Source organism: Treponema primitia, assembly GCF_046533075.1.
GTDB lineage: Bacteria > Spirochaetota > Spirochaetia > Treponematales > Breznakiellaceae > Termitinema > Termitinema primitia_B.
In genome coordinates this window covers 61,211-74,400 of sequence record NZ_JAJQRB010000025.1, presented here as the reverse complement: position 1 = coordinate 74,400, position 13,190 = coordinate 61,211, and the positions used below count along the sequence as shown (strand labels likewise).

The 13,190-nt window shown below is 48.3% G+C and carries 16 protein-coding genes and 1 tRNA gene; all 17 read left to right on the top strand.

What is annotated here, in order from left to right:
• The first annotated feature begins 286 nt into the window (after positions 1–286).
• The 17 genes from LQZ19_RS05305 (at position 287) to LQZ19_RS05225 (ending at position 13,078) form a co-directional block, all read left to right on the top strand.
• A tRNA-Phe gene (locus LQZ19_RS05305) sits at positions 287–359 on the top strand.
• A 126-nt stretch (positions 360–485) separates the two neighbouring features.
• On the top strand, positions 486–1,835 hold the full coding sequence (locus LQZ19_RS05300) for a tyrosine-type recombinase/integrase (protein WP_411046619.1): 1,350 nt from the start codon (positions 486–488) through the stop codon (positions 1,833–1,835).
• A gap of 128 nt (positions 1,836–1,963) precedes the next feature.
• Positions 1,964–2,452, top strand: coding sequence for a hypothetical protein (locus LQZ19_RS05295; protein ID WP_411046618.1), 489 nt, complete (start codon positions 1,964–1,966; stop codon positions 2,450–2,452).
• Between the two features lie 115 nt (positions 2,453–2,567).
• Entirely contained in the window at positions 2,568–2,768 is a 201-nt protein-coding gene (locus tag LQZ19_RS05290; RefSeq protein WP_411046617.1) for a helix-turn-helix domain-containing protein, read from the top strand.
• A 281-nt stretch (positions 2,769–3,049) separates the two neighbouring features.
• Entirely contained in the window at positions 3,050–3,658 is a 609-nt protein-coding gene (locus tag LQZ19_RS05285; RefSeq protein ID WP_411046616.1) for an antA/AntB antirepressor family protein, read from the top strand.
• Complete coding sequence (locus tag LQZ19_RS05280; protein WP_411046615.1) at positions 3,655–4,179, top strand: hypothetical protein; 525 nt, start codon at positions 3,655–3,657, stop codon at positions 4,177–4,179. The genes LQZ19_RS05285 and LQZ19_RS05280 overlap by 4 nt, the downstream gene beginning before the upstream one ends.
• The gene (locus LQZ19_RS05275; RefSeq protein WP_411046614.1) at positions 4,176–5,783 is read left to right on the top strand and encodes a DNA primase family protein; all 1,608 of its coding nucleotides are present in this window, start codon (positions 4,176–4,178) and stop codon (positions 5,781–5,783) included. Before LQZ19_RS05280 ends, LQZ19_RS05275 begins: the two co-directional genes overlap by 4 nt.
• Positions 5,784–5,793: 10 nt before the next feature.
• Positions 5,794–6,105 carry a hypothetical protein gene (locus LQZ19_RS05270; protein ID WP_411046613.1) on the top strand — a complete coding sequence of 104 codons (312 nt, stop codon included), beginning with the start codon at positions 5,794–5,796 and terminating at the stop codon, positions 6,103–6,105.
• Positions 6,106–6,208: 103 nt separating this feature from the next.
• Positions 6,209–6,610, top strand: a complete 402-nt coding sequence (locus LQZ19_RS05265) for a hypothetical protein (protein WP_411046612.1) — start codon at positions 6,209–6,211, stop codon at positions 6,608–6,610.
• Between the two features lie 237 nt (positions 6,611–6,847).
• Positions 6,848–7,417, top strand: a complete 570-nt coding sequence (locus tag LQZ19_RS05260; protein ID WP_411046611.1) for a hypothetical protein — start codon at positions 6,848–6,850, stop codon at positions 7,415–7,417.
• Entirely contained in the window at positions 7,414–9,477 is a 2,064-nt protein-coding gene (locus LQZ19_RS05255) for a terminase gpA endonuclease subunit (protein ID WP_411046610.1), read from the top strand. Before LQZ19_RS05260 ends, LQZ19_RS05255 begins: the two co-directional genes overlap by 4 nt.
• A gap of 293 nt (positions 9,478–9,770) precedes the next feature.
• Positions 9,771–10,547 (top strand): hypothetical protein, encoded by a 777-nt coding sequence (locus LQZ19_RS05250; protein ID WP_411046609.1) that lies wholly within the window; start codon positions 9,771–9,773, stop codon positions 10,545–10,547.
• A gap of 289 nt (positions 10,548–10,836) precedes the next feature.
• Positions 10,837–11,037: a helix-turn-helix domain-containing protein gene (locus LQZ19_RS05245; protein ID WP_411046608.1), complete on the top strand. Its 201-nt coding sequence runs from the start codon at positions 10,837–10,839 to the stop codon at positions 11,035–11,037.
• A complete protein-coding gene (locus tag LQZ19_RS05240) occupies positions 11,034–11,366 on the top strand; it encodes a hypothetical protein (RefSeq protein ID WP_411046607.1) in 333 nt (110 codons plus the stop codon). Before LQZ19_RS05245 ends, LQZ19_RS05240 begins: the two co-directional genes overlap by 4 nt.
• Positions 11,366–12,118 carry a hypothetical protein gene (locus LQZ19_RS05235; protein ID WP_411046606.1) on the top strand — a complete coding sequence of 251 codons (753 nt, stop codon included), beginning with the start codon at positions 11,366–11,368 and terminating at the stop codon, positions 12,116–12,118. Before LQZ19_RS05240 ends, LQZ19_RS05235 begins: the two co-directional genes overlap by 1 nt.
• A 271-nt stretch (positions 12,119–12,389) precedes the next feature.
• Positions 12,390–12,638, top strand: coding sequence for a hypothetical protein (locus LQZ19_RS05230; protein ID WP_411046605.1), 249 nt, complete (start codon positions 12,390–12,392; stop codon positions 12,636–12,638).
• Positions 12,638–13,078 carry a hypothetical protein gene (locus tag LQZ19_RS05225; RefSeq protein ID WP_411046604.1) on the top strand — a complete coding sequence of 147 codons (441 nt, stop codon included), beginning with the start codon at positions 12,638–12,640 and terminating at the stop codon, positions 13,076–13,078. The genes LQZ19_RS05230 and LQZ19_RS05225 overlap by 1 nt, the downstream gene beginning before the upstream one ends.
• Positions 13,079–13,190 lie beyond the last annotated feature (112 nt).

Below are 13,190 nucleotides of genomic sequence, written 5' to 3'. Positions count from 1 at the left end.
CCGCAGCCCCGCTGCGCGGGTCTACTACGACAGAGAATTCCACATACATGAAGCCAGGTGTACCCCTCCCCACGCCCGCCGGTGTCACATGGTACGAAGAGGGGGTATTTACCGGGGGGATCACATCCTGGAGTGACAGGGTGGGGGGATTCTTAAGTTTATGATGTTATGCTGGGTATCCACCACCCCTCAGCCCCCCTGGCCCGGCTTGCAGAAAAAGCCCTAAACTGATTGGTAAAATCCGCTTGACTTTTTTTTTATTTCCGGATATAAAGATATTCATCCCGCCGCTGTAGCTCAGTTGGTAGAGCAAAGGACTGAAAATCCTTGTGTCAAGGGTTCAATTCCCTTTGGCGGCAAAGATGGTAATTTCTTATAATACAAGGAATTATGCTGAACAAAAAATCCGAAACTACCTGAAAACCAGGCGCTTCACCCGATTTTAATTCACTCGGTTACTCACACACCGGGTAGAGGGGATGAAGATGCGCCAAAAATTTTACATTTACAGGCGAAAAGGGAACCCGATTTATTTCGCGCGGTTCACCGATGAGGGCGGAGGGACGCTGACCGAGCGCTCCACCGGGTGCACGGGCAGGGATGCGGCTATTTTTACCGTGTCAGGCTGGTTGCGAGATGGGCTTCCTCCTAATAAAAGACGGGGCAATAAAACCCGGCTTATTGAGGCAGAGGCCACTTTGCAGGGTATCCTTACGACTATAGCCAAGGCCGATACCCTGGACGCGGATTCAGCCCTGGAAATCGTTACGGCGCTGCGGGACCGGGGGCTTATAGCCATCCCGACTGTAAAGGCAGGGCCGGGGAATGTTGACTTTATCACCTTCCTTGAAAACCTCTGGGATTATGAGAAAAGCCCTTATATCCGGGAGCGTTTGGCTTACGGCATAAGCGCCGGCAAAAAGCATTGCTACGAGTGCTCGGGTAAAATAAAGCGATACGTAAAGCCCTATTTTAACGGGCAGGAACTGAGCCGTATCACGCGAGAATCGATAAAAATTTTTTCATTCTCCCTTGTGGACAGAGGGCTCTCGCATGCTTCGGTAAATAACATTATGGCGCCGGTATTGACCGCTTTGAAGTTTGCATTTAAGGAAAATATGATCCCGGTTGATCCTACGGCAGGTATTATGCGTTTTAGCGCAAAAACAAAACCGAGAGGGATCCTAACCCTTGATGAAGCCGGGGAGCTCTTCAAGAAGCTGTGGAACTGTTCCGATCTGCGGGCTTATACCGCCTCAAAGCTGGCTGCCACTACGGGCCTCCGAATAGGGGAAGTGCAGGCCTTGAAAAAGGGTGATTTTAAAGATGGTATCCTGACCGTGAGTCATGCGTGGTCAGCTATCGATGGCTTAAAGTGTCCAAAAAGCGGAAAGCCGCGGGAAATTCCCCTGTTGCCTGAAATAGAGGTAGCGCTTAAAAACCTCCTTGAACAAAACCCTTTCAAGGAAACCGAAGATGCCTTTTTATTTTACTCCTCTCTTGCTGATAAACCGATGGATGGGAAGCTGATTCTTCTGGAACTCAAGGCAGCCATGGATTCCGTAAATGAGGAACGAAAAAAAGAAAACCCGGAATCTCAAATTATCAACTGGCGTGACAGAAGGGTGTGCTTCCATTCCTGGAGACATTTTTTTATTTCCTATGCATCCAAAATACTGGAAAAACAGAAGGCCATGGCCATAAGCGGACATCTGACGGAATCAGTTTTTAACCACTATGCCGATCATGGTGAGTCAAAAGATCTTGACCAGGCGCGGGAGGCAATGGCAGAGGTTTTTGGAAAGGTTTTAGACTTTGGCCGGAAGACATCTTGATCCGAAATAAGGATTGAGGCAAACCCGGCAGGCTGTCTCTTGCCGGGGTTTATCTAAAGGGTATTTATTATCTGGGGATTTGTGCGGTATAATGCCAATGAGTATCTACTCCAGGGAGGAGCGATAGGATGATGTGTCATGATATTTCAGAGTATGCTGCTGCTATCAATGCGGACGGTAAATTTCAAACCGCGAGAGTTATAATGCCCCCACCGCAAGCTATGGAAATAGGAATGAAAACAGAAGGTATAGCCTTGATCCCAAGGCCGTCTAAAAATTGTGGGCTTATGGTTATCTTGGAACAATCGAGCGGAAACGATAAAAAAATATATAAGGCAATAAACAGAGGGATTGAAAACGGTATAATTGATGTACGAGAGATAAACGAAAGAATTATTTTGGATTTTCACTTTTCACTATCATCAGTGGGTATATTGTTTGCAAAATGCACAATACCGCATAACTATATATGCTTATTCACTCGATACACGATAGGGAAAAAAGAACTTGCCGATTTTACGGTAAATTCATTAAACAACAGTATTGCAAAATTGGAAGTTAATAACAAGGACTGGAATACTATAAATAAAATACTAAAAATGCCCGATCCTGCCTGATTTACAAAAAGATGTAAAAATGATGATATTTTTATAACCATCTAAAAATAAAAAAATACCTATAATTATCCCATAACAACCGCTAGAAAAAATAATAGCGGAAAGGGGATAAATAATGATCACTGTACTTTCTATCAAAGAGGCGGCCCCGGTTTTGGGGGTAGCTGAAGTCACGTTACGGCGTATGATCCGCAAGGGGGAAGTCCCCCACCACCGGATCGGGAGTCTCTACAAATTTACTGAGAGCGACATCGAGGAATTTTTCAATGCTAATCATGTCTCGGCAAGGAAGCACCGATACGAAGGGGCGGTATGATCCTACCAACTACCGAAATCATGAATCTGTTGGAAGCCGAGACAGCGAGCATTGCGCACGGAATCGTAACACTGTCGCTTCATATTCGCGACGGGAAGCTGGCGCGATATGTTTCCACCAGAGAGATCTCAATACTTCCTGCAGATCCTGCAGGGAAGGCTATCGGATGCAAGAGATGAAAGATCTAACCCTCCAAAATGATAAGCAGAAAACTAGACTCCCGTGTCAGATTGTGCGGTTTTCAAAAAACTCGGATCTTGCGGATAAGGAGCAAAAAGAATATGAATAACCTAATCGCCGTAATCGGGGAAACTCAGCAAGTAAACGCCCGGGAGCTTCACGCCGCCCTGGGTGTCGGACGGGACTTTTCAAACTGGATCAAGGACCGCATTGAAAAATACGGCTTTATCGATGGCCAGGACTATTCGCCAAATTTGGCGGATAGGTCGGACGGCCTTCCGGGCAAGCCCAGGAGCGATTACCTCCTGACCCTCTCCATGGCCAAGGAAATCGCCATGGTCGAAAACAACGACCAGGGCCGCCAGATCCGCCAGTACCTCATAAAACTGGAGCAGGCCTGGAACACCCCGGAGATGATCCTGTCCCGGGCCCAGCAGGTAGCCCAGCGCCTTATTGATAACCAGCGGGCAATGATTACCGGTCTTACCCAGGAAAAGGAATCCCTTCAAATCGAACTGTCCTGCGCCCAGGAATGGTACACCGTCAAACGGGTACTCATCGAAACCGGGAAAAACTACCCCTGGAAACAGCTGAAGGAATACTCGTTACAAAACGGATATGAGATCAAACAGGCTTTTGACCAGAACTATGAGCACGTCAACTCTTATCACATTGATGTATGGCATGCGGTTTATGGGCTGGAATTGTGAGTAAAACAACGGAAAGCCTCCGGCGCCGCCTCTCGGAATACCTTGAGGCCAAGGGTATAATCCCAGATGAATATGGAAAAATAAAATGTCTCTGGCATGATGACGATCACCCTTCCTGTCAAGTCAATGAGGAATACCTTTACTGTCATACCTGTCATAAATCGGGGGACATTTACGCCACGGCTGCAGCCCTGTTGGGGGTTTCGCATGACAAGGAACATTTCCGGGAAATAGCGGCGGACGTTGAAAATACCTTGGGCATAGAGCCATGGAAGCCGCAGCGGAGAAAACCGGGAGAGCCCAAATCAATTATCAAATTATCAAAATCCGCGATGTATCGATCCTTGCTTCTCAGGGAGTTTGCCGCAGCTCTGGACAACGGGGACATGGAGGCGGCCTATCACAAAGCGACGCTGCTTTATGCGCTTTCTATGATGCCGGATGCCGTGAAACCGGCTGAAAATGTCACCAAACAACGGGAGACCGTAGCGGATAAAATGGCAGCGTGGGGTAGACGATGAAAAAAATTGAAAAGCTGTCAAACCCAATTACAAGCCTTGCTATTAAAAATAATCCCGGTGCATTTATGCAGCAGGACGGAACCTTGAGTCTTGAGTTGTTTACTCAAAAAGGGATGTCACAGTGGGTAGCGTCAGGATTGGGAGGCCGCTTACTGTATGCCAATGCCCTGGGATGGATGGTGTATAATGATGAAACCGGGGCCTTTACTGCCGAATACGGGGCGGCTGTTTTACAAAATATTTTGATGTTTTATACAGATCTGCTTTTTGAAAATGTGCGTCTGGTTTCCCCTCGAAGCCAGGAGAGCGCTTTTAAATTTTATCGGACCTATCAGAGCCGGGCCTGTATTGAAGCGGTCGGGGCGCTTATGCAAAAACGCGGGGATGTATTTTGTATCCCCGCCGAGTTTGATGTGGATGATGGTGTGATAAATTGCAACGGGATTGTGGTATCCACCGACGGAACAACCAGGACTGCCACGCCGGATGATCGTTTTACCATGAGCGCGACGGTACGGCCGGAGGATGGGGAAACGCCGGTATTTGACGGCTTTCTGGAATGGGCAACTTGCGGAAACGATGAATTAAAAGGCTGGCTGTTGACCGCTTGCGGGGTGGCGCTGTTTGGCCACGTTACCGATCGCATTACCAATTTTTATGGGAACGGAAGTAACGGCAAGGGAACTCTTTTACGGACCCTGCAAAAAATCATGAGGGGGTATGCAACGGCGCTCCCGAGAAGCCTTGTGATCAAAGAAAAATACAGTAATTCGAGGTTTGACAAGGCAGGATTGCCTGGGAAACGGGCGGCAATTTTGTATGATTTGAAGCCCGATCAGGGCCGGCTAAACCTTGACGAACTCAAGTCTATAGCCGGGGACGGGGATGAAGTTTTTGTTGAAAAAAAGGGGCTTGATGGCTATAGTTGCCGCCTAAAATGTAAGGTTTTTATCGCTTCCAACGACAAAATTCCCATTGATTCGTTCGGAAAATCGGAAAAAAAGCGGTTTCGGCTTGTACCGTTTAATGCGGAGTTAGAGGCTAAGGATTCAGGATTAGAAGATAGATTTGTGCCGGAATATGGGAAAATACTCAATTTGTTTATTCAATATGCAGTGAAATATTATGCGGATTGGCAGAAAATGCCGCCTTGTAGGGCTATCGATATTGCAACTGAACAGTATTTCAATGATCAGGACCTTGTAAAACAATTTCTAGAGGATAGTGAAGCATTTGCCATTCAAGAATATGCGATAAAAACTGATTTTTATACAAAATTTGAACAGTACTGTATGTATCAGCAGGGCATAAGAAGGCCGATGAAGATCAAAACCTTCACAAATGAGCTTGAAAAGCGAGGAATTTATGAACACTTTAAAAAAATTGATGGAAAATCAGCACGTGTTTTTTCGCGAAAAGACACAGCGACACAGAAAACCCCTGAATTTAACTTAGATTTTACATTCTCAGGGAAATCTGGAGCTAATCTAAATTTATATAATTCTTGTGCCGCTGTGTCACCAACCACAGCAGCAGAATCAGAAAGCAGCCTTTACCAAGATGAAAAAAAGAGGCGGTTATGGGAAGCCGGGGAAATATTTTAAGGAGCAACATGTGAAAAAACAAATCGGGACAGTGCCTAATTATCGAGACGAGCACGGCAAACTCCATTTGGTTGTGGAAGTGGTGAACCCTATCTTTCATGACCGTGAATTGTATACAACCCTGGTCAGCGCCTATTGTGAACATTGCAAAAAATGGCATACCCACGGCATACCACCAGACGGCCCCAAAAAGGGAAGCCAACCCCGGAGCGCCCATTGTGGAGATATTGATGCTGAAAATTATTATATCGACTATGACCTGAACCCGATCCGTATGGACCAGTGTGGTTTTAGCGCGGATGGGAAAAAGTTTTTACCCTGAAGTAGCAGCATAAGGAATATCTAGAAATCTGGTAAACACCTACCAGGGCACCCCGGCTTGAGTTGGAACCCTGGAGGATGAAAGTTTTTTTTGGAGAATTGGCATGACAAAGAAAGAAGATCTGAACGCAGAGACCCAGGCAATCGTGGCGGCTATCACCTTCGCGGGGTTTCTGGCAAGAAACAGAGACTTGCCGACTGATTGTGCACTAAACGCAGCAATGGGGACAAGCATCTTGATGGATGCTCTGGAAGATCCCGAGAGTTTCAGAGACGGACTGAACAAAGAACATACCAAGCGTAAAGAAGTCCTTAATAAATCCTTCCGCATTGACCGCGAAGATCCGGAAGGCCGCTTCCTTCTGGAGGCAGTAATTGAGCTTGAGGACTATGCGGATATAGCCGCAAGGCCTGCCTCGGCAAGTCGCGAACAGTTAGAGGCGATGGCTGGGTGTTACATGCGGGTATTCCACGACCTGCGGGAAGTCTTGGGTCTGGACGATTAGAAAAACGAGGCGGGGTTGGTATACATGATTATTTTAATCAAGTATTATATTTATTCAAGACAGATCCCCGCCTCGCTTACGGGTCCTGTGACAGTTTTGAGGGCAGGCATAGCCAATAGGTCGAAGCCCCTGCCGAGCGCCAGCCCGCAAAATTTTATTTTTTTCGTTTTTCGTGGTGGCACTCGGGAGGGGCGGTTTGCCCCTTTACACCAACACTTTTTCAGGCAACATTAAGCCATGAATTCAACTGGTAAAGCTGGGAAAAAACCGGTGTCAAAAAAAATCTCTGACGCTCCTAAATCAATGGCGGATATCTTTGAACAATTTGGTATAACCGATGAGGTCTTAATTTCCCGAATGAAAGAATTGGCCCTCGATGATCCAGACGGGAACGGGGCTATGCTGCGCTATTTACACTCACTGCAAAGCAAACCCACTGACCGGTTGCAGGATGTAAAGCTCCGCCAGATGGAAGAACGCACTGAACGACTGCACCTCCAAAATGCGGAGAAGCGCGGGGAGCTTATTTCCCGGGCCATAGCAACAACCTATATCAATGATTTTTACAATGCTCAAACCGCAATTCTGCTGCCCACCGGTGCGAAAATTATTGACCGCTTGGCTGCAATCGCCAAGGTCGAAGATATTTCTGTCAAACTCAAGATGCAGGAAACCCTCGATGATGAACACTATGCATTTTTGGAAACCATCGAGAAAACAGCCAACAGCTTTATTAAGCGTTACGGAGAGGGCAAGGTAGAGCCGCCCTCAAAACGGCAAATGCCAAAGGCCAAAAAGAAAAGATGACCGACACCGGATACCTGCTTGATATTACCGCCAAGATCCCCAAAAAGCGGCCGGTCAAACTTATATCCGAATATGTAGAGGGCCGCCGGGTTATGCCCTTGGATTCTCCTTTCCCCGGCCCATGGCGGAACGAGCTGACACCATACGGGATTGAAATTCAAAACTGTCTTTCCCCATACTCCCCGGTTCATACTGTTGTTGTAAAAAAGCCGCGCAAGGTGGGGATGACCGCAATTATGGACAACGTGGTTTTGTACTGGATCGGGGAAATGCCGACGAAAATCCTCTACAGCACTTCTTCGCAGGATCTCGCGGAGGAATGGTCGAGCGGTGAAATTGAGGAAGCAATTTCCAGTATGGGACTGCGGGATCGCATTATCGCTAAGAGCTACAACGCCAAGGCCCACCGGTCGGGAAGTCAGATAAAATTTAAGGAGTATACAGGAGGCCGGCTTGATATTGTAAGCGCCGCGGCCATGACCGCCAAGCGGCAGAAAAATATCCGCGTCTTGATCTGCGATGAAGTTTCCGGTACAAAAAAGCTCCTCGCAAGCGGTGAGGGATCATGGGTCGAGGTGCTTTCCGGTCACACGAAATCATGGGGCGCCAGGGCCAAGCGGGCGTTCTTTAGTTCCCCCACGGTCAAGGGTGATTGTCTCATATCAGAAATGTACGAAGACGGCACGTGCGAGGAATTCTTAATCCCCTGCCCTTACTGCGGAGAATATATCCCGCTCCGTTTGATTACCGATCCCGGTTTGTCATGGGGCCTTAAAGCTGACACCCAGGGCGGAGAAATAAAAACGGCATATTACGTCTGCCCGGAATGTGGTGAGCATATTCATGATTACCAGAAAAAGGATTTCTACTCATATCATCCCCATTGCATAAAAAAACCAACGAAGGAATTAAAACCCGCTTTCTGGAAAGCCACGAAAACACCCGCCGATCCGTATTACCGCAGTTTTGGGCTCAACTCATTGTATGCTCCTCTGGGCATGGTTTCCTTTACCGATTGTTACAAAGAACGAGCAAAGGCGGAAGCTGGGGGCCCCGATGCCATGCGGTCATTTATGAACCTCTTTGCCGGCGAAGCGTTTGAAGAAGTGGGCGAGACTATCAAGATAAGCAATTTCAACACCCTGAGAGGTAACTGGCCTATGTGGCAAGTCCCGTCTCCCCATTGCCTGTACCTCACCATGGGATGCGATGTGCAGTGGGGCAGCGCCAAGGACAAGAACAACCCGCCCCGGCTTGAGGTGACGATTATCGGTACCGGCATCGGGTACCGGAAATGGTTTATTGGCACACGAGTATTCCTGGGCCCGACTGAGAACGCATATGCCGGAGCATTTGAACGGATCTGGGAATGGATTGTGGAGACAAAACTTACCTTTCCCTGTGTTGACGGGACCAGTCGTACTGTTGAATTTATCATAGTCGATGCAGGAGACGCCGCAGATGCCCGGGACGTGGAGGTCTGCCGTTTTGTCCAACGCCTCCCCCCGGGGTCCGCAGCTCCCGCGAAAGGTTTTGGTCAGCTTAAGGCCGATACCAAAAAAGGGGAACAGCCTGATCTACCCTATGGCAACAAGCGCTGGAGGATTTCCAAAATCGGTCCCATGGATGAGGCTATGTTGGAAATAAGTACCCACTTCTACAAATCTGCTCTTGCCAGGGGCCTCAGCGTGAAACGGCTCCCCGGTGATGTACAGCAGCCGCAGTTCCACGATTTCCCCTATGACCTCAACGACGAACAGTTCCAGGGGCTGATCTGCCTCCAGAAGATGCCCTCCGGCGGCTGGCTCGAAACGAACCCGAGGCATGAGCTGCTCGATACGTGGGTATATGCTGACTGCGCCTCAGATTATTTCCTCTCCGGCGTCCGGAACAACCTGGTGGCGCTGCGCATCAGCCGCGGGGTGAGCCGGGATATTGCGGAGATGACGACCTCCGCCCAGGCATTGGAATGGTATGCCTGGGAGAAATTCGGATATACCATCGGAACATCCGCGGTCAGTGAGGGGAAGCGACTGGCGGAGGAAGCGGGGAAGGATTAAGTTCTAGAATATTTTTTTAATAGCAACAGATAGCAATACGATGTAATAGGATAGAATAAGATGTAATAGAGTATAAAAAGATAGTATTTACACAATTACTGGCAAAAAATAATAGCTTGACGCCCGCACAATTCCCGGATATGGTCAAATAAAATAAATGTGATCCTGCACACTATCGCAGGAAGAAGCTACTCCCGTCACTGTCCGTCGGAACGGGGATAGTATTGCCGATCCCTATATACTTCTCATTATGGGGATCGGCATTTTATTTTTCCGGCAGGAAAGGATTCAATATGCCACGGGGCATGATTTCCATTGACTTCTCAGGCTTCAAGCAACTCCAAAAGGCTCTCTCTGAATTTCCGCGCGAACACAAACGCGCTTGTTACCGCCTGGTTAACGATCAAGCCTTCGCATATAAAAAATTCGGCCCCCCTGAAATAGACACCTTTTCAATAATCCGCCAGCCCGGTTTTGTCTCCTCCGCTTTCCAGGTTGAGAAAGCCAAGAGCGCCCGGAGCATCGAAGACATACAGGCCGCAGCCGGTACTATGGGACCGGAAGCGGGCGGGCGCTTTTCCGCCTTCTCAGGCTGGGCCGAGCTTATCGACAGTTCTATTAAGCCGCCCCGCTCCGACCGGGTAATTGGACCTGCCGCCCGGGGTGGTTCCATGTCCGGGAATGTAAAAAAGTCTGCGCGGCTTATCCCCGGGAAGCAGTTTCCAAACTCAAGGAATTTCTCAGGGCCGAGCGTCAAACCGGGGAAACGAAATGTGCAGTTTATGGCCTCACTTGCCAAGAAACACTATCGCGGTGCCTTCGTATTGGAGAGCGAAAGCGGAAAACATGCCGGGTTGTACACCTTCTCCGATGATTGGGGCGCCGAGGGAACCTACATTTTTCCCAAGCCTATCCGCTTACAGAGTTTCGGGAAGGAAATAAAGGCAAAACATATCGACTGGAATGAAAGTATTCTTTTAAAGGTCCGAGCCGAGTTTACTAGTCAGAAGATTTTCGATTCCTATATTATGCCTGCCCTCAAGAAGGCCCAGGAGCGCTCAAAAAAATAATATAAAAAAATACGATTTCGCATAAAACCCCCTTGACTCCCGCACAATTTCGGGTAACGATGTATTTGACCATTGACCGACGGAAAAGGAAAATGGTTCCTGAATGATAATTAGAATTTTAGTACCTATTGTCGAGATGACAAAAGGAGCAATCACTTGACTATCGCTGTATTTTCTAAACGAAAAGCCTCATGCGGCAATCCGGCTGCACCCCTTAATGAATCACCGTCTGCAAATTTTATTTCATCCTCTTTGGAAACTACCCCTTCGGTGGGGAAAGGAATAACACATGGAAAGTAATCTGGCGGATAATCTGATTAGCGTACGCGCTTTATCGATTAAGCTGAATTTAACCCCTGCGACGATCTACAGCATGATAAAGTCTGAAAAGCTGCGGGCCTATCGCATCGGTGGGGGGCGCTCTTTGCGAATCCCGGCAGATGCGGTGAGTGAGCTATTGGCGACCAATAAAGGAGTGGTAAAGACATGAGCGAAATGCGGAAAATCATCTACGAATTGACCGATGCCGAATATGAAACGGCCCGGAGCTGCGGAGTATTACCCCGCCGACTTATCCACGACAGCACCGGAGCCGACATTAAGATGCAGGTTATGGCGCTCATTGACCAGATGACAGCATCGGAGAAAGTTCCGATGTTCCAGGGATTTGCAGAAGGTTTGGCAATCGCGGGGGCTTTACAGCCCATTCAGGATAAGATCAACGCCAGCAAAGCCGAAGAACAACTTGACGCCGCTATCTCCGCCAAGATAACCGATATGAAAGCACAGCGCACGAAAGAAACCAGGAGGGCATTTTGATGAAACAGTCTGAAAAAATCCAAAAACAAATCGATGAAGCAAAGGCGATTGCCGATGAGGCCGCTGCCGATGCACAGAAAATGTCCGATGTCGAGGACATCGAACCCGCAAAGGCGATAGCGGCCATCGAAAAGGCCCAGGGCAAACAGAATGCGGCTCAGCTTGTTATCAGCAAACTTGAGCCGAAACTTGCCGCTGCATTGAAGACCGAGGCCCGCGAACAGTACAATGCAAAGAAGACCGAGGCGGAAAAAGCCATTAAAAAAGCCATCGCCGAGGTAAAGCCCTTGTACAAAAAGATCCAGGATGCCATTGCGCAGTATGACGGGACCTTTAAAAAAATAGAGGCCCTCCGCGCAGAAATGTTTTCAAGCATAGGCCACATGTTTGAGTATAAAAGTCCTGGCTCACATGCCAGGAATCTTATTATGTATCCCTTCATTGGAAATGCTTTCATGGGTAAAATTTACCATGCAGATACAAGCGCCAAGGGATTTATAAAATTAGTTGACACAGAACTTGAAAGGCTGGATGCTGACTGGCTTATTCCCGCAATACTAAGGGAAATGGAACCCTTTGAAAAGTCGGAACCTAAGCAAGTTTACCGGGAACCCGATCCGGGACCAATCGTCCATAAAATTGAAGCGCGTGATCAGGGCGCAACACAGGCGGAAATCCGGGAGCGTTTGGGATTGAAACCCGCTGCTGCAAACAATCGGTCCATGGGCTCGGTAGTCGCCTATCAGCATTAAATAGTCCTCCTTTTTTCCACCATGCCGGCTTGCGTTCACCGGGGCTGGCAGGGTTTTTTGAATATGATCTTAGAGGGGTTTTGAGAGTGACAGCAGAAAAACAGTTCCAAGAACTACCGGAAGCTTGTCAGCCCGTATCCCCCTGCTTGACGTGTTTTTTCTGGGCGCACGGGCGCTCTCAGTGTATATGCCCTGGCGGATGTAACAGTCTTGGAGTACCCCTGGCTTTTACATCGTCGGGCAGTGAAATAAATTTTTTAGGAGAAATGAAATGAACCTAACAGCATTACAAGCCGCGTTTGCATCCCGGAAAATTCCCGCGTTGTGCAATTCGTTCCAAACTGCCGCCATCGACGCCTTTGAGCACAGCATAAGGGGCACCCGCGCCGCCTTCATGGGGATGAACCCTGCAGTGCGTCTTTCCAGGGCATTAGAAAGCACCCAGCAGGCATTCATTAAGGCCATAAGCGAAAGCCGCGCTCCGTACGGAGCCGCGAAAGAAACTAAAGAGGCACTATAATGGGAAAGTGGACAAAAAAGGTAGAAGAAAAAGAGTACAAGATAAGCGAAGAAAACGCCGAGGCTGCAGTCCGGGAGTTCTTGGATTATTTTGAGACGGGCCTCCCGTCAGATACGACGGAGGAAACAGAGCAGAGCGCCGATATGTTCTTTTCCCGCCTAGTGGATGCGTACCGCCGGGGGCAGCTTGAGAACAAAATGGATGAAAACCTTGGTTTCTGTGTGATCCAGAACATCAAGGGCAGAGAATCAGTAACCTACCGGGAATTCAAAACAAAAGATCGCTCGATCCTTGAGAAATACAGCGATACTCAAGCTGAAAGCCGGGCAATCGCGCTGATGGGAAAGCTCTCCGGTTACGGGGAGGATTTTATCAAGAGTTTTTCTGCGCCTGATTTCCGTGTCTGTATGGCGCTCGCGGCGCTGTATTTTTTAGTTTGAGCAAGCTCAGCCAGTGGATGGACGGGCTTGCTGTAACGGGAAAGTTCAGGAACCTTGGCGATATTATGAAAATGGACTTTTCAGAGTGTCGCCACTGGTCTGAGCTTAACAA